18 protein-coding genes and 1 tRNA gene are annotated in these 21,278 nt (G+C 58.2%); 4 read left to right on the forward strand and 15 right to left on the reverse strand.

Features of this window, described 5'->3' with window-relative positions:
* The first annotated feature begins 252 nt into the window (after window positions 1–252).
* The 4 genes from ACR0CA_RS04955 to ACR0CA_RS04970 are packed head-to-tail and all read left to right on the forward strand — an operon-like array spanning window position 253 to window position 5,297.
* Entirely contained in the window at window positions 253–1,503 is a 1,251-nt protein-coding gene (locus ACR0CA_RS04955) for a sarcosine oxidase subunit beta family protein (protein WP_480897609.1), read from the forward strand.
* A gap of 14 nt (window positions 1,504–1,517) precedes the next feature.
* Window positions 1,518–1,805: a sarcosine oxidase subunit delta gene (locus ACR0CA_RS04960; RefSeq protein ID WP_480549901.1), complete on the forward strand. Its 288-nt coding sequence runs from the start codon at window positions 1,518–1,520 to the stop codon at window positions 1,803–1,805.
* Complete coding sequence (locus ACR0CA_RS04965) at window positions 1,802–4,744, forward strand: sarcosine oxidase subunit alpha family protein (protein ID WP_480897610.1); 2,943 nt, start codon at window positions 1,802–1,804, stop codon at window positions 4,742–4,744. Before ACR0CA_RS04960 ends, ACR0CA_RS04965 begins: the two co-directional genes overlap by 4 nt.
* Complete coding sequence (locus ACR0CA_RS04970) at window positions 4,737–5,297, forward strand: sarcosine oxidase subunit gamma (protein WP_480897611.1); 561 nt, start codon at window positions 4,737–4,739, stop codon at window positions 5,295–5,297. Before ACR0CA_RS04965 ends, ACR0CA_RS04970 begins: the two co-directional genes overlap by 8 nt.
* A gap of 5 nt (window positions 5,298–5,302) precedes the next feature.
* On the opposite strand, the gene ACR0CA_RS04975 is transcribed toward ACR0CA_RS04970, so the two are convergent.
* From ACR0CA_RS04975 to pyrH, 15 genes are all read right to left on the reverse strand, one after another.
* Window positions 5,303–6,307 carry a GlxA family transcriptional regulator gene (locus ACR0CA_RS04975; RefSeq protein WP_480897612.1) on the reverse strand — a complete coding sequence of 335 codons (1,005 nt, stop codon included), beginning with the start codon at window positions 6,305–6,307 and terminating at the stop codon, window positions 5,303–5,305.
* 26 nt (window positions 6,308–6,333) lie between these two features.
* Window positions 6,334–6,942, reverse strand: coding sequence for a YrbL family protein (locus ACR0CA_RS04980; RefSeq protein ID WP_170788580.1), 609 nt, complete (start codon window positions 6,940–6,942; stop codon window positions 6,334–6,336).
* 174 nt (window positions 6,943–7,116) lie between these two features.
* Entirely contained in the window at window positions 7,117–8,526 is a 1,410-nt protein-coding gene (locus ACR0CA_RS04985; protein ID WP_480897613.1) for a hypothetical protein, read from the reverse strand.
* Complete coding sequence (locus ACR0CA_RS04990) at window positions 8,526–9,272, reverse strand: methyltransferase domain-containing protein (protein ID WP_480502930.1); 747 nt, start codon at window positions 9,270–9,272, stop codon at window positions 8,526–8,528. Before ACR0CA_RS04990 ends, ACR0CA_RS04985 begins: the two co-directional genes overlap by 1 nt.
* A 10-nt stretch (window positions 9,273–9,282) precedes the next feature.
* The gene (locus ACR0CA_RS04995) at window positions 9,283–9,669 is read right to left on the reverse strand and encodes a GtrA family protein (protein WP_170769552.1); all 387 of its coding nucleotides are present in this window, start codon (window positions 9,667–9,669) and stop codon (window positions 9,283–9,285) included.
* Window positions 9,666–10,625 (reverse strand): glycosyltransferase family 2 protein, encoded by a 960-nt coding sequence (locus tag ACR0CA_RS05000; protein ID WP_480897614.1) that lies wholly within the window; start codon window positions 10,623–10,625, stop codon window positions 9,666–9,668. The genes ACR0CA_RS04995 and ACR0CA_RS05000 overlap by 4 nt, the downstream gene beginning before the upstream one ends.
* A gap of 383 nt (window positions 10,626–11,008) precedes the next feature.
* Window positions 11,009–11,098 (reverse strand) — tRNA-Ser (locus ACR0CA_RS05005).
* A gap of 89 nt (window positions 11,099–11,187) precedes the next feature.
* Window positions 11,188–13,605, reverse strand: a complete 2,418-nt coding sequence (locus ACR0CA_RS05010) for a DUF3772 domain-containing protein (RefSeq protein ID WP_480897615.1) — start codon at window positions 13,603–13,605, stop codon at window positions 11,188–11,190.
* The gene (locus ACR0CA_RS05015) at window positions 13,605–14,639 is read right to left on the reverse strand and encodes a cysteine synthase A (protein ID WP_170788575.1); all 1,035 of its coding nucleotides are present in this window, start codon (window positions 14,637–14,639) and stop codon (window positions 13,605–13,607) included. The genes ACR0CA_RS05010 and ACR0CA_RS05015 overlap by 1 nt, the downstream gene beginning before the upstream one ends.
* Window positions 14,640–14,708: 69 nt before the next feature.
* Window positions 14,709–15,824, reverse strand: a complete 1,116-nt coding sequence (locus ACR0CA_RS05020) for an NUDIX domain-containing protein (RefSeq protein WP_480897616.1) — start codon at window positions 15,822–15,824, stop codon at window positions 14,709–14,711.
* Between the two features lie 27 nt (window positions 15,825–15,851).
* On the reverse strand, window positions 15,852–16,292 hold the full coding sequence (locus ACR0CA_RS05025) for a TrgA family protein (protein ID WP_170769547.1): 441 nt from the start codon (window positions 16,290–16,292) through the stop codon (window positions 15,852–15,854).
* 16 nt (window positions 16,293–16,308) lie between these two features.
* Window positions 16,309–17,517, reverse strand: a complete 1,209-nt coding sequence (locus ACR0CA_RS05030; protein ID WP_170769546.1) for an SAM-dependent methyltransferase — start codon at window positions 17,515–17,517, stop codon at window positions 16,309–16,311.
* A 69-nt stretch (window positions 17,518–17,586) separates the two neighbouring features.
* On the reverse strand, window positions 17,587–19,008 hold the full coding sequence (locus tag ACR0CA_RS05035; protein ID WP_480897617.1) for a cryptochrome/photolyase family protein: 1,422 nt from the start codon (window positions 19,006–19,008) through the stop codon (window positions 17,587–17,589).
* 48 nt (window positions 19,009–19,056) lie between these two features.
* Complete coding sequence (locus ACR0CA_RS05040; RefSeq protein WP_480897618.1) at window positions 19,057–20,283, reverse strand: aminotransferase class V-fold PLP-dependent enzyme; 1,227 nt, start codon at window positions 20,281–20,283, stop codon at window positions 19,057–19,059.
* 228 nt (window positions 20,284–20,511) lie between these two features.
* Window positions 20,512–21,255 carry a UMP kinase gene (gene pyrH / locus ACR0CA_RS05045; RefSeq protein ID WP_170769543.1) on the reverse strand — a complete coding sequence of 248 codons (744 nt, stop codon included), beginning with the start codon at window positions 21,253–21,255 and terminating at the stop codon, window positions 20,512–20,514.
* Window positions 21,256–21,278: the final 23 nt, after the last annotated feature.

A 21,278-nucleotide genomic window follows, 5' to 3' on the forward strand; every position in this document is an offset into this window, starting at 1 on the left:
CCTGCTCTCCCTGTGTTTCCACAGGTTTAGCGCATCATTAACAGCTGCGCTATCTGCACTTATGTTATGATTGCTGTCGAAGTAGGTCGGAGAGTTTGGCGAGGCCGCAAACAACCTTAGGCAACCTGAGTGTTACCCCCCACCATCGGTTCATCATTCAGATACTTGGGTCTGATTCAGACAGATCGATGTCGCATCTGAGGATACCCAACCGCACCAAAATAGTTAATTCTGGAAAAAAAGGTCCGATTCATGCGATATTCCGGCTTTCGAGTCATCAAAGAGGCACTGACCGGCCATAAGGGCTGGAAACCGGTCTGGCGCGAGCCTGACCCAAAACCTCATTACGACGTCATCATCATTGGCGGCGGCGGTCACGGTCTGGCAACGGCGCACTACCTGTCCAAGGTCTACGGCCAGCGCAATGTGGCAGTGGTCGAGAAAGGCTGGATCGGGGGAGGCAATGTGGGGCGCAACACGACGATCGTGCGCTCGAACTACATGCTGGACGGGAATGAGCCCTTCTACGAATTCTCGCTGAAACTGTGGGAGGGGCTGGAGCAAGACGTCAACTATAACGCCATGATGAGCCAGCGCGGTATCATCAACCTGTTCCACACGGACGGCCAGCGCGACGCCTATACGCGGCGCGGCAATGCGATGATCCTGAACGGTGCTGATGCGGAACTGCTGGACGCCGACCAGGTACGGGCCGAACATCCCTATTTGAATTTCGACGACGCCCGGTTTCCCATCAAAGGCGGTCTCGTCCAGCGCCGCGCGGGCACGGCCCGCCATGACGCGGTGGCTTGGGGTTATGCGCGGTCGGCGGATTTGCACGGGGTCGACATAATCCAGAATTGCGAGGTCACGGGCCTGCGGATTGAAAATGGCACCTGCTTGGGCGTCGAAACCTCAAAAGGCTTTATCGGAGCCAGCAAAGTGGGCTGTGCGGTCGCTGGAAACTCGAGCCGCGTGATGGGCATGGCCGGGATGCGGCTGCCCATTGAAAGCCATGTGTTGCAGGCGTTTGTGTCCGAGGGGTTGAAGCCCGTTCTGCCCAGCGTCATCACCTTTGGTGCGGGCCATTTCTATGTCAGCCAATCCGACAAGGGCGGGCTGGTCTTTGGCGGCGATATCGACGGCTACAACACCTATGCGCAACGCGGCAACTTGCCCGTGGTCGAGGATGTGTGCGAGGGCGGCATGGCCCTGATGCCCATGATCGGCCGGGCGCGTTTGCTGCGGATGTGGGGCGGCGTGATGGACATGTCGATGGATGGCTCACCCATCATCGACCGTACCCCCATTCAGGGGCTCTATTTCAATGGCGGCTGGTGCTATGGCGGATTCAAGGCCACGCCTGCCTCGGGCTATTGCTTTGCGCATCTGCTGGCAAAAGACGAACCACACCCCGTTGCCACCGCCTATCGTCTGGACCGGTTCCGCACTGGCCGGATGATCGACGAAAAAGGCGCGGGCAACCAGCCCAACCTGCACTAGAGGGGACCACGGATATGATCATTAATCACCCTCTGCTTGGGCCTCGCGATGCCTCAGAGTTCACCTATCTGGGCGATGCATCCCTGATCGACCGGCCCGACGGGATGGCCGAGAATGCCGCCGATGCGTTCTATGACTATGCCTATCTGCGCGACAATCCCGCCGGTGAACACCGCGAGCTGTGGTATCACGAAGCCGGGGACCGGTCTTGGCTGGTCGTCACCCGCAACACACTGACGCATGAGATTTCCAAGGTTGAACTGGCCCGCGACGTGGCCCGCGCGCGGGGGCGTTCGAAATGACACAAGTGAACCGGCTGACCGGCGGGCAGATCGACCGCGATACGACCCTGAACTTCTACTTCGACGGGCGCAGCTATACGGCGCATCCCGGCGATACTCTGGCTTCTGCGCTGCTGGCCAATAATGTGCGACTGATCGGGCGGTCGTTCAAATACCACCGCCCACGCGGGCTGCTGACGGCGGGATCCGAGGAACCCAACGGCATGGTGGAACTGCGCGCAGGTGCCCGCAAGGAACCCAACACCCGCGCCACGACGATCGAGATGTTCGACGGGTTGATCGCAAACTCGCAAAACCGTTGGCCCAGCCTGCGGTTCGATGCGCTGGCGGTGAATGACCTGTTTTCCAACTTCCTGTCGGCGGGGTTTTACTACAAAACCTTCATGTGGCCCGCCGCGTTTTGGGAGAAGCTGTACGAGCCGATCATCCGCCGCGCTGCTGGCCTCGGGTCGCTGTCGATGCAGGCCGACCCAGATGAATACGATAAAGGGTTCCGTCACTGCGACCTGCTGATCATCGGTGCCGGGTCTGCGGGCCTAATGGCAGCGTTGACCGCCGGGCGCGCAGGCGCAGATGTCATACTGGCGGATGAGGATTTCACGCTGGGCGGACGCCTGAACAGCGAGACCTTCTCGGTCGGCGACCACAGCGCCCCTGACTGGGCGGCACAAACCGTGGCCGAGCTGTCCGCCATGCCGAACGTCCGGCTGATGCCGCGCACCACGGTGATCGGAGCGTTTGACCATGGAATCTATGGGGCGGTCGAGCGGACGGGTGATCATCTGCCCTCGCTGCCTGCTGGCAAACCGCGCCAGATCCTGTGGCGCATCTATACCCAAAAGGCCCTGCTGTGTGCCGGAGCAACCGAGCGTCCCATTGCATTTGAAAACAATGACCGCCCCGGCATCATGACCGCCAGCGCGCTGCGGACTTATGCCAACCGATTTGCGGTGACAGCTTCGCCGCGGGTTGCTATCTTTACCAACAATGATGACGGCCACCGCACGGCCTCGGATCTTCACGCCAAAGGCGTCAAGATCGCCGCCGTGGTCGATGTGCGCGAAGATGCCCCCCTCAGCTATGACTATGAGGTGCTGAAAGGCGCGCAGGTGGTGAACACCAAAGGCCGTCTGGGCCTGAGCTTTGTCGAGGTCGCCTTGCCCGATGGTTCGACCCGGACACTGGATTGTGGCGCGCTGGGCGTGTCGGGCGGCTGGAACCCGAATGTCCACCTGACCTGCCATCAACGTGGACGGCCTGTTTGGAATGATGCCCTTGCAGCTTTCGTTCCGGGAGAAAACCTGCCCGTCGGCATGTCCGTCGCGGGCGCGGCCAATGGCATCCTCTCGACCCATGGCGCATTGCACTCGGGCGCCAAAACGGCCGCCGCCGCGCTGGATCTGACCACCCTGCCTGATCTGCCCGAGGCCGAAGACGCGCCGATTGCGCAAAAGCCGTTCTGGTATGTACAGGGTTGCAAACGCGCCTGGGTCGATCAGCAGAACGACGTGACGGTCAAAGATGTGAAGCTCAGCTATCAGGAAGGCTTCCGCTCGGTCGAGCATCTGAAACGCTATACCACGCTGGGCATGGCCACCGATCAGGGCAAGACCTCGAACATCACGGGCCTTGCGATTATGGCCGAGGTCGCGGGCAAGTCGATCCCCGAGACCGGCACCACCATTTTCCGCCCGCCCTACACTCCCGTTCCTATCGGCGCCTTTGCAGGCCGAATGACGGGCAAAGAGTTCCACCCGACCCGCCTGACGCCCTCGCACCAATGGGCCAAGGAACGCGGGGCGGTGTTTGTCGAGGCTGGGAACTGGCTGCGCGCGCAGTGGTTCCCCCTGCCCGGTGAGACGCATTGGCGCGAGTCCGTCGACCGTGAGGTGCGCCAAACCCGCGCCTCGGTCGGGGTATGCGATTGCACCACGCTGGGCAAGATCGACGTGCAGGGCACGGATGCGGCCGAGTTCCTCAACCGCGTCTACGCCAACGGCTTTGCCAAGCTGGCGGTCGGCAAAACCCGCTATGGGCTGATGCTGCGCGAAGATGGCATGGTCATGGATGACGGCACCGCCGCACGGCTGGCCGAGGATCATTTCGTCGTCACCACCACAACCGCAAATGCTGTAAGTGTCTATCGCCACATGGAATTTGTGCGCCAATGCCTGTTCCCGGATATGGATGTGCAGCTTATCTCGACCACCGATGGCTGGGCTCAATACGCGGTGGCAGGGCCAAATTCCCGCAAGCTTTTGCAAAAGATCGTGGACCCGGAATTTGATATTTCGAACGAGGCGTTTCCCTTCATGGCCTGCGGCAAGATCACCGTCTGCGGCGGGCTGAGGGCGCGGCTGTTCCGTATCTCGTTCTCGGGCGAATTGGCGTTCGAGATCGCCGTCCCGTCGCGCTATGGCGACGCACTAATGCGGCGGTTGATGACCGAAGGCAAAGAGTTCGACGTCACCCCCTATGGTACCGAAGCGCTGAGCGTGATGCGCATCGAAAAGGGCCACCCGGTCGGCAATGAGTTGAACGGCACCACCACGGCGCTGAACCTTGGTCTGGGCAAGATGGTGTCAAAGAAGAAAGACAGCATTGGTTCTGTTCTGTCCGAGCGTGAAGCGTTGACCGCACCGGATGTGCTGAAACTGGTCGGGCTAAAGCCTGTGAATCCGCAGGACAAGATCACCGCTGGCGGCCATTTGATGAATGCGGATGGACCGGTCGATGCAGCACATGATCAGGGCTATGTGACCTCGGCGGCCTATTCGCCCAATCTGAACAGTCATATCGGGCTGGGCCTGCTGAAACGCGGCGACGCGCGGATGGGCGAGAAGATGCGCCTTGTGTCACCCCTGACCGAATTGAATGTCGAAGTCGAAATTGTCTCGGCTCATTTCGTTGACCCCGAAGGAGAACGCCTGCGTGCATGATCTTGTTGCATTAACCGCCCTCGGCGGCACCACGCCACGCGTGGATACGGTCGGTCCGGTCACATGTTCTGAAGTCCCAGATGTGGCGTTGGCCTCAGTCACTGCCCGGTTGGGGCACGAGGCTGCAACGCAGGATGAGGTGGCGCGGCTTATCGGAACCGCAGCGCCAACCGCGCATCGTTTCGCCGGAGACCCTGTGACCGCCTTCTGGTCCGGCCCGGACCAATGGATGATCGAAGCCCCCTTCTCCACCCACGAAGACCTTGCCGCCTACGTCAAGACCGCCGTCGGAACCGTCGCTTCTGTCACTGAGCAGACGGATGCCTGGGCGCGGTTCGACTTGCAGGGCGACGGGATCAACGCGGTTCTGGAATTGCTATGCCAACTGGACCTACGTCAGTTTCAGTCCGGTCACGTCGCGCGGGGCGCAGTTCATCACATCGGGTGTTTCATCCTGTGCCGCAGCGCCGACCATGTCAGCCTTTATGGTCCCAGATCATCGGCCGGATCGCTGCACCATGCGGTTCTGGCGGCCATGCGTTCGGCCCATTAAGACAATCAGATCGAAGGCAACGGCGCGTTGTCCTCGACCCGGAACCGGTTGATCCGGCGACGGTCCTCTGCCGGGCTTAGCCCAAAGGCCGCTTTGTAATGCGATACCAACGGCGTGACCGAGCTGTACCCGACTGCAGCGGCAATCTGTGCAATCGGGTCTTTCGTATACATAACCATCTGGCGCGCGGCTTTCATGCGCATAGACCGATAGTAGTGGCTTGGGCTTTGACCTGTCGCCTGTTTGAAAGCTCGCTCGATCTGGCGGGGCGTGACCCTCATCTGCCCGGCAACTTCTGCAATCGAGATCGGTTCGCTCAGATGGCCGGCAAATAGCTCAACGCTACGCGCAACCAACGGGGGCAGTTGATCACCTGAACCAGGTGCAGTTGTGTCGGGAACTTTTTGACGCACCCCTGCGCCGCGCATCATCGGGTGCTGAAACCAGCAGGCGACCTCATGCGCGATCTCGCTGCCAAGACGGTCTGAAATCAAGTGCAACGCCAGTTCAAATCCAGCGGCCGCGCCCGCGGCGGTCCAGCGCGTATCGGTGCGCACAATCACTTCACTGCGCGCGTCTATGTCGGGAAACTCAGCCTCGAACGCCGCTTCATAACACCAATGAACCGAGACCGGCTGATCCACCATCGCGCCCGAGCGAACAAGGGGGAATACGCCTCCGCTAATGCCGCCGAGGACAGTGCCGTGCCGACCAAATCCACGTAACGCGCCGTTTCCAGTGCGCGGATCGGCAAACCCGGATGTCGGACTGCTGAGCAGAAACAGGATGTCGATATCCTTGCACCCTGTCAGGGCTAGCGCGGCTTCAAACCCCACACCCGCACTGGATTGAACCTTTTGCCCACGCTCGGACACAAGCACCCATCCAAAGGCTTGCTTCCCGGCGATTTCATTGGCCGCCCGAAGCGGTTCGATGACGGAGGTAAGGCAGGCCATCGGAAAGCCGTCAAACAGCAGAAATCCGATCGTGATCCTGTTTTCCTCATGCATCCGGGGATCCTAGCAGATATGCAGCCCTAAGAGCGAATTCCAAACATGCTGCCCATCCGTTCCCGACGACGCTGCATGGACTTGCGAAATGCCCAGTCGCTGAACAAGGCCAGCGGAAACAAGACACGTTCGCCCAAACCATCAATCACCACCAATTTGCCGCCGCGTTCTTCGGCCCGCACTATGTTTTCGTGGCTCATGTCGCCGACGATGATCCGCCCCCGTTCCAGGTCGTCTAGCAACTCCATGAACTCTTCCCCAAGGCGTTTGCGTCCAGCGGGATCCTCTTTGAGCGACATCCATTCCTTGTAGACTGTCGGTGCCAGATCTCCATCTGGTCCCGTCATTTTCTCGACAACAAGCGCTGGCCCCAATGAGGTCGGTGCATACCCCATGAAATGGGCCAGACGTTCAATCTCGGGGCAACCGCGATGCAGCGCGGCCAAATATTCGTTGGCTTCGCGGTTCCATTGGCGCAGGTTGCCATAGCGCCATTCCGCATAGCGCGGAATCCAATGATCACGTACAGGAACATCCGCGCGGACTTTCAACAAGGCATCCTGCCGATCGGGGTGCTGAAAGATCAGGTAATTCCGGCTTTTGCGCAATGGGGTGTGGTCAGTCAGGTCAATCATTTGGATCCGATACCTAAAGGGGGCGCGCCATGGCCGACGGCCGCATAAACTGGCACCTTGCGTCAGGGTCATAAATCCTTCGCCCTGCGGTTACAAATGTGTTTTTACCGTCGACCGGACAGAGACGGAGATTCAGCGCAACGCAATCTCGAACCTGCCATAACCGCCGTCAGACTATGGCCCGACCGGCGGGCTCGGCAGCAGGACAAATGCCACGGCGCCATCCGTTTCGACTAAAGATGTATGCGTCCAGCCCAGCGGATCAAATGGCGGGGTGGCATCCGTACATTCGTCTGGTGTCGTGTCGCACGATACAACCTCTGCCCCAGTCAGATATTCCAACCGCAGACGCAATCCGCGATCAAACTGAATGAACGCCTCGCGCGCGCCTTCCAATCCGTAGTAGCTACCATAAAGCTGCACACGGTTCATCCCGTCTGGGATCTCATCCGCCAAAGCCCGCGTTGTTTTTTGCCAAAGAGGAAAGGTGCCGTAGGTGATGCGTCCGAATAGGATTGTTACGATCAACAGAACACACATGATCACAATGCGCGCGACGCTGGCCAACCGGGTGGATGTGCTCGTAAGAATAAACACCGACATTGTCAGGGTGTAACCGAACAAAATCCAGTTCCAACCAAGTGCCCGAAACGGAACCTTAAGACCTGATGTCAGCGTTTTGGCGAACAAAGGGCCACAACCGGCGAGAACCGCGACCAGTACAATCGTTGCCACATAACGCTGACGCCGAAACAGGTAAAGCCACGAGACCGCGAAGAGCGATACCAAAAACACCCCGTTGGACAAAGACCCGCTGCCGACGCGATGCAAGTTTTCGTACAGGTGCAGTTTAAGCTTTTGATAGTTCAATGCCAGATCGCTTATCGACTTGACCTCGGTCGGGTCGCGCCATTCGGCCACCGGAATGTCGAACACTCCGTGATGCAGGAAATTCAACGAGTAGACCACACCGAAGGCCAATGCAAGGCTCGCAAAAAAAACCACCAGTGTTACGCCCGCACTGACATAGGTTTGCGGCGCCTTTCGGGACAGCAAAACAAGGCTCAACATCATGAACGGGTACGTGGTGTAAGCCATAAACGACAATGGCACCGCCACGATCAGCAACAGAACTGACGCCCGATGGGACAGAAAAACTACGGCCAGTGAAAACAGCGCTAGTACCCAGATACCGGGTAGCAAAGTGTTGAACCAGAACGATATCAGAAAAGCCGGCCGCGACAACGCGACGAACAATGCCATGACGCACAGGAACCACGCAGGCATGGAGCGCCCCAGGACTATGATCGCGGTGCATGCAGAAAAGATCGACCAACCCAGAACGTACAATGCAAAATTGACCGGTGCAGGCCAGAGGAACGGTCGAAACTGCCACCAGAAATTTAGCCAGCGCCCCTCATCCAGCGCCTTGCCATAAGCCATGTCGAAATGGCCCAGTAAGGCGGGAAAGTCGTCATGACGGACGAATGGATCGCTCAGAAATGGCCCATAGGTCGCCATCAGAGTTCCGAGGCAAAGCAGCGTCAGCCAGAAAACCAGCGTTATATCCGAACGCGCGGTCATCAATTGCTCCGATGAGACCGTGCGACAATGGAAGCGCGGGCTTGCGCGATTGCGGTGACCGTACGCAATGGCAGTCGCCGGACAATCATCTTTCGCAAGTTCCAACCGAAGGTTCCAACCTCACGCAGCGCTCCGGGTGCAACCTTTGTTGCCAAAACCTCTGGCGGTAAGGACGCTGCTGCAGCCGCATTGGCGTAAAGCACACTGTTGTAGCGGTACCAGGGCTCGATTGCCCCGTCGGAAAACAGTTTTGGGCGCAGGCAATCGTAGGCCGTGTACCCCTGCGTTTCGAACAGCCCTTGCCAGAACGATAAAGGTTGCTCGTTGATATGGAACTCTCCGCCCTGCCCCGGGACCGCCGCCGAGAACAACACAAGGTCGCTATGGGCTGTCAGGCTTTGCACAAGACTGGACGAGGCCTCATGCGGCAGATGCTCACCGACTTCTAAAGATTGGGCCAGACCAAAACGCCGCCCAAGATCGACGGGCTGAGTTAGGTCCTTTCCAAAAAAAGCATCCGGTGAAATGGCCAGACGCTCACGATCAACATAGTCTCCGTCTACACCGGCGATATCCGGGCATCCCGCCGCGGACCATTCCGACAGCCAGACACCTCGGCCACAGCCGAAATCGACAACACTGTCTGGCTTGACCCATGTCTGAAGACAACGGATCAGCCGGACAGCGGATTCGCGGGCTCCGCGGTCGATATAATCAAAGAACTCGTTCGAATAGATGTGAGACATAGCTGCTCTTTCAAAGTGACTTTTCTTCGCGGTAGACCCAAAGCCGTAGGATCACAAAATTTATGACAGGCAGGACGATGACTACTAGTCCGGCGGTGACCGGTTGAGACAGTCCAAACCGAGGCCCCAAAACACCTGTAATGGTTGATGAAACGACAAGTCCGATGCCGATCATGCACAAGAACCGACCAAACTGAGCCGGCGCCATGACGGGCTTGCCGAAGGTCCAGACAGACTGACCTATATACTGGATCAAGATCGCGGTTCCAAAAGCCAGCGCATTGGCAATCCAAGGTGAGCCGACAAGCCGCAACAGCCCCAGATAGGTCAGGAAATAGTAGACAGCCACGCCTGTACCAACGACCGCAAAGCGGAATATGCGACGTGTATCGGTCATGCCTGCTTTGATACGTCCCTAACCGAGACATCCGTGGATTGCCCGACATGTTCATCGACAAAATACAACGGGCGGCCCTTGGCCTCGACATAAAGGCGACCAAGATACTCGCCGATGATGCCGAGCGTCAGCAGTTGAATGCCCGAGAAGAAGCTGATCACCAGAACGGTCGAGGCCCAACCAGCCACAGTGTTATAAAGGATTAGGGACCAGAACACATAAACGGCCATCAAGGCCGCAATGATCAGGGTCAGAAAGGCAAGGCGCGTGGCGATTTGCAGGGGCTTAATCGAAAAGCTGGACAGAGCGTCAAAGGCCAGCCTAATCATTTTGGACATCGGATATTTAGTCTCACCGGCCACGCGGGGGTCGCGGATGTATTCAATGCCAATCTGGCGAAACCCGACCCAGGCAAACATGCCGCGAATGAACCGAGATCGCTCGGGCATGTTCAAAACCGCATCCAGCGCGCGGCGACTGACCAGCCGGAAATCGCCCGTATCATTCGGGATCGGAACATCGGACAGGCGATTCAGTAAGCGGTAAAACCCGTGCGCGGTCATCTTCTTGAACCAGCTTTCGCCCTTGCGCTCACTACGCCGACCATAGACCACATCATACCCACGATCCATCATCGCCATCATATCCGACAGCAATTCCGGCGGATCCTGCAAGTCCGCGTCCAGCATGAAAATCCGCTCGCCTTTGGCTGCCATCAGACCTGCGGTCAGTGCTACCTGATGTCCGCGATTGGTCGACAACTTCAAGCCGCGCACACATGAATGTCGATCCGCCTGTGCGCAAATGCCGTCCCAGGTCTTGTCCGTTGAGCCGTCATCAACCAGCACGATCTCAACCTCCGAGGCCCAGGCCCTGGTCGCAGCGATCAGACGGTCCACCAACATAGGAAGAGAGTCCTCTTCGTTCATGCAAGGGACGACAACAGACAATAACATCTAACCTCCACAGGCAAATTGCCCTACTCGTTTTATGCACATCCCAACCCCGCCATGCGAGGCCGGTCAACTCCTAGTTTTCGGGTCCTTACCCTTGATATCTCAAGCCGAAACGACCGCTAATCCAAACACGCCAGATTTCAGCCTGTAGTTACCGATCTGTCACATTGCCGTTTCGGACTACACAACGATGTCCCGATGCCCGACTGATATGGCAGCATTGCGCCCAACTTGCGACAAAAGCGGTTATTTATCTGAAGCGGTCAAACTATGCGACGTTCAGACAACAAACCAGCAGGCAAGCGACCTAAGGTCCAAGGAGAAATTCGCCTCGGGCCAAAACAGTCTGGGGGTATATCTGAGGTTCGAGAATTGAGGGATTGTGGCGGAGAGACAGGGATTCGAACCCTGGAGACGGTTTCCCGCCTACACACTTTCCAGGCGTGCGCCTTCGACCACTCGGCCACCTCTCCGTGCGGGCGATATTTGGACTATCGCTTGGGGATTTGCAAGGCCCGATTAGAGCGTTTTTTTCGCTTTGCGGAAAGGGTCGCGAAACCCGTCAAGGCTCGTCCCCGTCCCCGCCTGACAGGTCAACCTCGGTCATCTCGATCGGCGTGGATGCGGGCGCAGACGCCTGTGCCGCGCTGTCCTGGGCGGGATCCGCCACACGCAAGGTTTCGGGATTGCGCAGCCAGACGTCGCGTTGGGCAAACGGGATTTCGATACCTTCTTCGACAAACCGGCGGTTGATTTCATGGTTCATGTCCGACTTCACGGACAGCATCCAGTTGACGTCTCGAAGGATAGCCCGGATTTCAAAATCCAGCGAGTCTGCACCAAACCCCTGAAACACCACATTGGGGGCCGGATTAGCCAAAACCATGGGATGCGCATTGGCAATCTCGCCCAGGATCGCCTCGACCCGGCGGGTATCGGTGCCATAAGCGACCCCGACCGGCACGATCACTCGCCCGACCGTGTTGCCGCGCGTATAGTTCGTCACCACACCGCTGATCAGGTCCGAGTTCGGCACAATCACATCGGATCGGTCGAACGTCTCGATCCGTGTCGAACGGACCGAGATATCGCGCACATAGCCCATCATCCCGTTAACATCGATCCAGTCGCCTTTCGAGATCGGACGCTCGACAAGCAGGATGATACCCGAGACAAAGTTAGACACGATGGTCTGCAAACCAAAGCCGATACCGACCGACAGCGCACCAGCAACAATCGCCAGCGAGGACAAGTCGAACCCAGCCACCATAATGGCGCAGAGCGCCGCCAGGAAAATTCCGACATAGCCTGTCCCGGCGACAATCGCGTTCTGGCCACCGGGGTCAATCTTGGTCTTGGGCAGCAGGGAACTGCGTAGCCCCCCTTGCAGCATTCGGGTCAGGCCAAAGCCCATCAGGAAGACGATCAGGAAGGTAAAGAAATTCTTCGGTGAAATCGTCACGCCACCGATGTCAAAACCCAGCAGGATGCGGGACCAGACCTCAAGTAAGTCGGTTTCGCGCGCGCCCCAGTAGATCGCCAGAACTGGCAGCGCTAAGATCGCCATCGCGAACCCGATCAAGACCGCAAAAAGCGAATCTTTCGCCGCCTCGCCCTGCCCCGAAATCCAGCCATAAACGGCCGTCAGGAAACGTTGGAAGATGACCAGTGCCCCAATCAGGACCAGTGATTTGACCGCAGGATAGACAATCGCTTCGGCGGCATTCGTATAGCCGATGACAGCCAGAATTGGGCTGGCTATACCCAACAGGAACAATGCCCGGCGGAGAAACTCGATCAACTGGGTCAAACCCGTCCCCCGAGCCAGCGACCCATCATCAGCATCCAGCGGGGCTTCGGTGCTTCGGATCTGTCGCACGCGTAACAGAACCAGTGCGGTCACAATGGTGACGGGGAACCCGACAACAGCGCGCGTCGCATCCGAGATATTCTCGATCTGCTCGAATAGGTCGACCAGCTCATGCAGGATCAAAAGCACGGCCAGAACGTCCAGATAGACCCGCAACTCAGCCACGCGCTTGGCGGTCAGACGTTTAAACCCCTGTGCTTCTTGCAGCACATAGACTTGCCGCCCGATCCAGTCGAAATAGAAAATGATCGCAGCCCAATATGGCACGTTTTGCAGCAGCAATGTGCCGCGAAAGCCGGGAAGTCCGGACATGACAATGGCCTTGACGACCAGCCAGACCCCCAGCCAGGGTAAAAGAATGCGCAGCAGCGATGTCAGAAAGGTCCACACCCCACTGCCCTGCCCGCCGAACTGCCGCATGTAGTTTCCGGCCACCTCGGGCCAGTGCTTGCCGAAGAACAGCAAAACCCCGGCAACTGCCACCAGAAGGGCGATACCCAGCCCCTGATCGCGCAGATTTTCATGCACGACATCCGTGCCAAAGTTTCGACGCGCCTCGTTAAAGAGGCTTTGACCTGCTTCGCGAAGATCGGTCCATGCCGGCCCCCAATACACGGGATTGACCGGCGACGGTCCCCGCTCCAACAGCTCTTTGGTCTGCCGGGTCCGCAAGAGCTGGTCGATTTCGGTGATCAGGCCATTGGCGCGGCTGAACGCCTCTTCCGAAATGATCTGCGGGACCCGAAGCGTATTCAGCTGTTCTTCCAAATGGGCCCGCAGAGCGGCAATGTCATCGGGCTCGGTCGCGTCACCTTCGGGTTTGGGACCCAGCGCCTTGATTTGCGCATCAAGCGTCTGGATACGCTCGGTATTCGCGCCGCGTGCTCGGTTGAAGTCATCGCGGTACGTATGAATTTCCGCACGCAGATTCTCGAGCGCTGCGTTCGAGGCGCGATCCGCTTCGATCACGGTCTCGGCTCGGTCCGCTGTTTTGACCCAGCCCTGATAATACTCGCTCTGTCTGTCCGAAAGCTGCGCGACCGCTGGGCCACACAGAACCGCTATACAAACCGAGACAAGCGCCAGGAACAGGCGGACCTGTCGCAACATCACACGTCCTCGAACACGCCGGGAATGCTGCGTGGGGCTTCGGTCATCCAATCGGGTACCGGCAGTTCTTTTTCGCGCAGGAATTCCGGGTTGAACAGTTTGGACTGATAGCGTGTGCCGTAGTCGCACAAGATCGTCACGATCGTATGGCCCGGCCCAAGGTCCTTGGCCAGACGCACTGCACCTGCCATATTGATCGCGGTCGAACCGCCCATAACCAGTCCTTCTTCGCGCAGCAGATCGAAGATGAGTGGCAGCGCCTCATTATCGGTCATCTGATAGGCGTAATCGGGCTTGAACCCCTCGAGGTTCTTGGTGATGCGCACCTGACCGATGCCTTCGGCGATCGAGCTGCCCTCCATCGCGATCTCACCGGTGGTGTAGTAGGAATAAAGCCCCGCACCCATCGGATCGACGAGGCCAATTTTAACGCCCTTTGGCTGCAATGCATCAGCGACGCCAGCCAGCGTTCCGCCGGAACCCACGGCGCAGACAAAGCCATCGACTTTGCCGCCGGTCTGTTCCCAGATCTCAGGCCCGGTGGTTTCCACATGCGCCTGACGGTTGGCCACGTTGTCAAACTGATTGGCCCAGATGGCGCCATTGGGTTCGGTCTGCGCCAGTTCCTCGGCCAGACGGCGCGAGTAATGCACGAAGTTGTTGGGGTTGCGATAGGGCGCGGCAGGCACCTGCACCAGTTGCGCACCGGCCAGACGCAGCATGTCCTTTTTCTCTTCAGACTGGGTTTCCGGGATCACGATTACAGTCTTGAACCCCATCGAGGCCCCGACCAGCGCCAGACCGATCCCGGTGTTCCCGGCAGTGCCTTCGACTATCGTGCCACCAGGTTTCAATTCACCCCGCGCGATGGCGTCCCGAATGATATAGAGCGCGGCGCGGTCTTTGACCGACTGGCCGGGGTTCATGAACTCGGCCTTCCCCAGAATTTCGCACCCGGTTTCCTCGCTGATGCGCTTCAATCGGATAAGTGGAGTTTTTCCGACTGCGTCGGCAAGGTCTTTCGCAATGCGCATGGCGCCCTCATTTCATTACGGATCAAGGCAGATTTACAGTTGCCGCGCGCCAACCACAAGCGGCGATCCTCAGGCGCGCAAACGGTTTCGGTGCCTCGCAAGCCAATGGGCCAGCGCCAGCAAAGGCAAATCTTTGAACCCATGCGCATCGACACGATCCATGAAATCGACAAATGGCAGGATTTGGCTTCGGATATCTTCTCCTTCCGAGGCCAGCCCACCGCCTTGAACTGTCAGCTCCAGATCCGCCAGACCCACGTAAAGGTGAATGTATTCGGTCGATGACCCGCTCGAGGAATAGGCCCCGCCCGCATATTCCAGCGACTGCAGGACCACGCCCGCTTCCTCTTGCGCTTCGCGGCGGGCGGCGTGTTCGGACGTTTCACCGGGGTCGATCATCCCTGCGACGGGTTCCCACATCCAGGGCTCGGGATCGTCGATCATGAAAACCGGCGGGCGAAATTGTTCAACCAACAAGACCACATCTCGCGCCGGGTCATAGGGCAGAACCACAACGGCACTGCCTTGCATCAGGCTGCTGCGCTGTAGAACCGGCCCCAACGTGCCGTCATGTTGCCTGTGTTGCAGCGCGACCTCTTCCATTCCGAAGTAGTTCACATGAGCATGCCGGTGCTCATGCAAGACCACATCCTTGGCGACATCACGCGGGTCACCTGTCCCGCGCTGACGCGCGGCGATTTTGGCCCATGCCCGTGTTCGAAGTGCCGGAAAGCTTCTGGCCAGCGTGGCCGCGTCGATCTTGCCGAAATAGCCCATCACCTCATGTGCGGCGGTTACGGATATATCGCCCCAACGATCGACCCAATCTCGCAATTCCCAACGCTCCGTCGGGGTCCAGATACCCGGATCGGGGAAGTACACATCCGCCTGCACGCTGGCACCCTCTATCGTCTCAACCCAAAGGGGGCGCAGTTCGTAGTCAAACCCACCCTCATAAAAATTGAGCCGCTCAAGGTCGTTCTGAGACAGATTCTGAACCAACAATCCTTCCGCATACGAGCCCTTTTCTGACAGGATCATCGGAAACGCCTGATCTTTGACCCCATAAACCGCGTGGTCCCGCAGTCTGGCCTCGGACAGTTTCATTTCAGATGCGGGGCGATCCAGCACAAGCTCGAGCAAAGGCAGGTGTTGCAGCGTGCCGTAGAAAAACAGGTCAGTCACGGATCAAATCTCGTATTCGGTCGAGAATTACCGCCAGCGACGGCTGGCTTCTTCTGTGGCAAGACCCGCGACCAACGCACCGATCGCCAACGTCCACAGTATTTCTGGGGCCAGCAACTGCTGCCCAAATTCGACACTGATCTGAAAAATGGCCAGCAAAGCCTCGAACGGGCCATCATAGCGGTGACGCATGGCCAGCCGGATCATTTCATTGCAGCCCTGAACAAACAGGCCCCAGAACACCAGAGCCGCCATCCCGGTCAGGCCGTTGTTCACACCGGCTGTCCACCCGCGGCCCGCACGTTTGCCCATGACTTTCCAGCCACAGATGACCCCAAGCAACATGTTGACATAGGTGAACCAGCCGTAGTCCTTCCCCTCTTCGCCGTTCTCGATCACCATGCTGGAGACGAGAAAAGCCACAACCAATAAGCAGGTTGCAGCGACAAGACGAGACGCGGTGGGCATTGTAAGGGTCCGTTGTTTAACTCGGTTTTGCTATTGTGATCTGTGTCACATCGCAATTACCCGTGTCAAAGGCCGCGCCACATGCGGTCAAATAATAATTCCACATGCGGCGAAAACGCTCATCAAAACCCATCTGAGCGATATCGTCCCATTTATCGTTGAACGTGTCATACCAACGTCGCAGTGTCAGATCGTAACTTTTGCCAAATTCCCTTGATTTGACCACGGTCAAACCCGCTTGAGTCACCTGATCCTTTAGCACGGACGGCGCGGGCAGCATCCCACCCGGGAAGATATATTTTTGAATGAAATCAACACCATTGCGGTAGACGTCCCAGCGATGGTCGGCGACAGTGATGATCTGCAATGTGGCCTGCGCGCCTGGTTTGAGCCTTTCGCGGACGGTTTCAAAATAAATCGGCCAGTATTTCTCACCCACCGCTTCGAACATCTCGATCGAGGCGATGCCATCATACTGCCCACGCTCGTCTCGGTAGTCCTGCAACTTGAATTCAACAAGATCAGAAAGACCTGCTTTCTCAATACGTTCTTGCGCAAACTTCAACTGCTCTTGGCTGATGGTCAGCCCTGTGACCCGCAAGCCACGCTCTTTCGCGGCATATTCAGCAAAGCCACCCCAGCCACATCCGATTTCAAGGATATGATCGCCGGGTTTTGCGCCCATCTCGTCGACAAGGCTGGCATATTTTGCCGTCTGCGCCTTCTCCAGACTTTCCTGCCCGGTTTCGAACAAAGCGCTGGAATAAGTCATCGTATCGTCCAGCCATGCGGAGTAAAAATCATTACCCAAATCATAGTGATACGAGATGTTCTTCTTGGCCTGCTTGCGGCTGTTTCCGTTTAGCCAGAACCGCAAACGCTCATAAGCCTGCACCAGAAACTTGCCGGTGAAATCGTCGTAAACCGTTTCGGTGCCCAGATGCACCAGGTCCATAAAAGAGCGCAGGTCTGGCGTGCTCCAGTCACCTTCCAGATAGGCGTCCGAGAACCCAAGCTCACCTTCACGCACTAGTCGGGCAAAAACGTCGGGGTTATGGATATCTACCTGCGCGATTGGTCCGGGCTTGGCCCCTTCGGTGCGAAACACGCGGCCATCAGGCAGCACAATGTCCAGGCGACCGGACTCCATCTTTCGCAACATCTTCGTCACTTGCGTGAAGTATCGTGGCAGGTTTTCTTGCCCATCTGTCGTTGTCAGGATCATCCGCTCTCCCCTATGCGGTTGTTGGCGTAGGCTAGGCCGAGTTTGTGTTTCTGGCAAGTTTTCAGTTCCTTACTGGTTCTTGTAGTGTTCATAGGCCGCCAGCGCGCGCCTGCGCCCGTCGGCCAATTCGACAACGGGTTGAGGGTAGCCGTCATCTGGGGCCAGCCCCCAAGCGCGCGGGATGGCTTCAAAATAGGCAAGCGCGGTGTCGGGCGGATTGGCTTGTCCTTCGGCGATCCACCGCCGGATATATTCGCCGTCTGGGTCAAACTTTTCTTGCTGCGTGACCGGGTTGAACACTCTAAAGAACGGAGACGCATCCGGCCCCGATCCGGCCACCCATTGCCAGCCCATCGCATTGGCGGCAATGTCCCAGTCGATCAGGCAATCCTCGAACCACCGCATCCCGATTTTCCAGTGTGTCATCAGATGCTTGGTCAGGCAGCTTGCCACGATCATACGCGCGCGGTTGTGCATCCGTCCCGTCACATACATCTCACGCAGACCGGCATCCACCACTGGTATACCTGTTCGGGCTCGCGTCCAGGACAGAACCTCGGGTTGGTCGTTGCGCGTTTGCCATGGAAACTGATCCCAATCAGGCTTCCAGTTCTGATGTGTGATGTGCGGCCAGTGAAACATCAGGTGATAGGCGAACTCGCGCCAGACAAGCTGACGCAGATAGGCATCTGTGCCCGACACCCCGTTCAGGGCCGCATTCTGTACCGCGTGCCAAATACGCCGTGGACTGATCTCTCCCAGCGACAGGTATTCGGACAGGGTCGAGGTCCCCTCGGACGCCAGCAGGTCGCGGTTTCGGGAATAGTCGGGCAGACGATTCAAGAACCCTTGCAATACGGCCAGTGCCGCAGTTTCGCCCGGCTGCACGAAGCGAGTCACGACCTGCGCGCCCCGGTTCATCGCAGCACCCAAACGCCACAAAGACAGATCTTCGGACATGGGCCACTGCGCCGGAGGCGTCAATCGCGTCGGCGCGGCCTCCGGTTGTGGAACCGACCGCCCCTGAACAGCCCGCCACATCGGAGTGAACACGCGAAACGGCTGACCCGTTTTGGTGGCTACGTCCCAAGGCTCGAACAGCAAATGGCCAGGGAAGGATTTGGCTTCAACCCCTTGGTCCTTAAGCGCCGATTTCACCTGTGTATCGCGCGAAACAGCATCCGGGTCATAGGCGCGCGACCAATAGACGGAGGAGGCGCCAGTTTCGGCGACAACGTCTTGCAAAACTTGCAAAGCGGTGCCCTTGCGCAGGATCAGACGGCTTCCGGCCTTGCCGAGGGCGCTTTGAAAAGCCTCAATCCCCAGACCCAGCCGCCATTTTGGCGCAGCACCCAGTTTGTCCGTCAGATCATCACAGATGAACAGCGGGATGACGGGCCGACCGGTGGAGGCGGCCGCGCTTAGCGCTGGGTGATCCGACAGGCGCAAATCCCGCCGGAACCACATGATGATCGCAGATTGTTGTTCCATAACCGCCCAGACATTTTTCCCATTCTACGGCAAAGGACGGACACTGGATCACAAAACGGCGTCAAGTGCATTCAATAATTGATCAATTTCCTGTTGCGATGTGTAGTGCGTGAAGCTGACCCGCAACACGCCCTGCGCCAGATCGACCCCCATCGCCTGCAACGGACGCCCGGCGTAAAAATCGCCTCCACCTGCCATAATCCCGTGTGTGGCCAACTCACCCGCCACCTCTTCCGCATTTCGGTTCAACGCCAAAGCAACTGTGGGTGCGCGTTTTTCTGCATCATCGGTGCCAATCAAGCGCACGGCATTTCGGTTTGCCACCGCATCCAGCACCGGCTGTAGCAATGACACCTCGTGCCCACGCATCAGATCATGCACGAACGCCCCGCGCTGAGTGTCGGACCCGTCGGGACCACCGTGATGTTCGCTGAGTATGGCGATATAATCCGCCAGGCCCGCACTGGCCGCGATCTGCGCATGATCGGGTCCGGCAGGCGTGAACCGCTTATACAGAACATCGCCGTTGAAAAAATGCGCTTGGTTGGGCAGCGTCTGCCCCAATTTTCGCCGGACCACCATACATCCTTGATGCGGACCATAAGTTTTATAGGCTGAAAACAGATAGATATCCGCCCCCAGCTCATCCACATTCGGAAGGCCGTGCGGCGCGTAGGACACCCCATCAACACAGACAAACGCACCCGCTGCATGCGCAATAGCGGTGATCTCGGCCACCGGATTGATCTCACCAACTACGTTCGAGCAATGGGGGAAACAGACCAGACGCACCTTGTCGTCCAGCAGGTTTGCCAGATCCTGCGGGTCAAGCGAGCCGGTCTCGGGGTCGATTTGCCACTCCCTGACCTCAATCCCATCCTCGGCCAAGCGCCGCCACGGGCCGGAATTGGCCTCATGGTCCTGATTGGTGACGATGATCGCTTCACCCGGCTGCATCCACTGCCGAAATGCCTGCGCCATGACATAAGTGTTCTGCGTGGTCGAAGGGCCAAAGCTTAACTCATCGGTGTCGACGCCCAGAATAGCCGCCAAGCGCCGACGCGCCTCGTCCATCTCGGCGCCCGCTAGACGACTGGCCTCATAGGGCGCATAGGGTTGTACTTTGCGTTCGGTATAGTAGCGAAACAGCCGGTCCAGCACGGGCTTGCATGTGTAAGACCCACCGGCGTTTTCGAAAAAGGCCTGGCCTTGCAGCGATGGTTCGGAAAAGGCGGGAAACTGCGCGCGGACAAAGTCTAAATCCAAAGTGCTCATGGCACGGAACTCCTTGATCATGCAGGTCAATCTTTTAAGGGACCGGGCATGATTCCGGCCTCTTCGGACATCATGGCAGGTCTTCCAGCCGAGCCGCCGCAGCCGCGACGACAGCCCCAGCACAGGCAAGGACGCGGCCAAACTGCCCAGACCGACCAATCCCGTCAAGCGCCCGAACAAAAAAAGCCGGGTGCGATGGCCCGGCTTTTGTCACATATGGGTGAAGGCTTAGCCCTGAACCTTGGTATAAGTCCCTTCACCGGCAAGGATTCCCCGGAAGCCGCCTGGTTCGTCCAGACCAAACACGATGAGCGGCAGGTTGTTGTCTCGCGCCAACGCAATGGCCGAGGCGTCCATAACCCGCAACCGTTTTGCCAGCACGTCATCGTAGGTGACTGTGTCATAGCGCACCGCGTCCGCATGTTCTTTGGGGTCTTTGTCATAGACACCGTCCACGCCGTTCTTCCCCATGAAGATCGCCTCGCAAGCCATTTCATTTGCTCGCAAAGTAGCCGCAGTGTCGGTGGTGAAATAAGGGTTCCCGGTCCCCGCTGCAAAGATGCAGACCCGTTTTTTCTCAAGGTGCCGTACAGCACGGCGACGGATATAAGGTTCGCACACCTCATCCATGCGAATAGCCGAGATCACACGGGTGAACACCCCGATCTCTTCCAACGCGGATTGCATCCCCAGCGCGTTCATCACCGTGGCCAGCATCCCCATATAGTCCGCCGTCGTCCGCTCCATCCCCTGCGCCGAGCCGCTGAGACCCCGGAAAATATTGCCGCCGCCGATCACCATGCAGATCTCAACACCCAGATCATGCACCGATTTGACCTCTTGCGCGATGCGCTGGACGGTCGGCGGATGCAGGCCAAACCCCTGGTCGCCCATCAGCGCCTCGCCAGAGATCTTCAGCATCACGCGACTGTATTTGGTTTTCGGGGTATCGATGTCTGGGGAAAGGGTCATGTTGCGCTCCGGGCTGGCACGGG

This window comes from Ruegeria sp. F12, from assembly GCF_056533885.1.

Coding starts and splice junctions, on each gene's coding strand:
- ACR0CA_RS04955 (WP_480897609.1), top strand. CDS start 253: ATGCGATATTCCGGCTTTCGAGTCATCAAAGAGGCACTGACCGGCCAT.
- ACR0CA_RS04960 (WP_480549901.1), top strand. CDS start 1,518: ATGATCATTAATCACCCTCTGCTTGGGCCTCGCGATGCCTCAGAGTTC.
- ACR0CA_RS04965 (WP_480897610.1), top strand. CDS start 1,802: ATGACACAAGTGAACCGGCTGACCGGCGGGCAGATCGACCGCGATACG.
- ACR0CA_RS04975 (WP_480897612.1), bottom strand. CDS start 6,307: ATGCATGAGGAAAACAGGATCACGATCGGATTTCTGCTGTTTGACGGC.
- ACR0CA_RS04980 (WP_170788580.1), bottom strand. CDS start 6,942: ATGATTGACCTGACTGACCACACCCCATTGCGCAAAAGCCGGAATTAC.
- ACR0CA_RS04985 (WP_480897613.1), bottom strand. CDS start 8,526: ATGACCGCGCGTTCGGATATAACGCTGGTTTTCTGGCTGACGCTGCTT.
- ACR0CA_RS04990 (WP_480502930.1), bottom strand. CDS start 9,272: ATGTCTCACATCTATTCGAACGAGTTCTTTGATTATATCGACCGCGGA.
- ACR0CA_RS04995 (WP_170769552.1), bottom strand. CDS start 9,669: ATGACCGATACACGTCGCATATTCCGCTTTGCGGTCGTTGGTACAGGC.
- ACR0CA_RS05000 (WP_480897614.1), bottom strand. CDS start 10,625: ATGTTATTGTCTGTTGTCGTCCCTTGCATGAACGAAGAGGACTCTCTT.
- ACR0CA_RS05010 (WP_480897615.1), bottom strand. CDS start 13,605: ATGTTGCGACAGGTCCGCCTGTTCCTGGCGCTTGTCTCGGTTTGTATA.
- ACR0CA_RS05015 (WP_170788575.1), bottom strand. CDS start 14,639: ATGCGCATTGCGAAAGACCTTGCCGACGCAGTCGGAAAAACTCCACTT.
- ACR0CA_RS05025 (WP_170769547.1), bottom strand. CDS start 16,292: ATGCCCACCGCGTCTCGTCTTGTCGCTGCAACCTGCTTATTGGTTGTG.
- ACR0CA_RS05030 (WP_170769546.1), bottom strand. CDS start 17,517: ATGATCCTGACAACGACAGATGGGCAAGAAAACCTGCCACGATACTTC.
- ACR0CA_RS05035 (WP_480897617.1), bottom strand. CDS start 19,008: ATGGAACAACAATCTGCGATCATCATGTGGTTCCGGCGGGATTTGCGC.
- ACR0CA_RS05040 (WP_480897618.1), bottom strand. CDS start 20,283: ATGAGCACTTTGGATTTAGACTTTGTCCGCGCGCAGTTTCCCGCCTTT.
- pyrH (WP_170769543.1), bottom strand. CDS start 21,255: ATGACCCTTTCCCCAGACATCGATACCCCGAAAACCAAATACAGTCGC.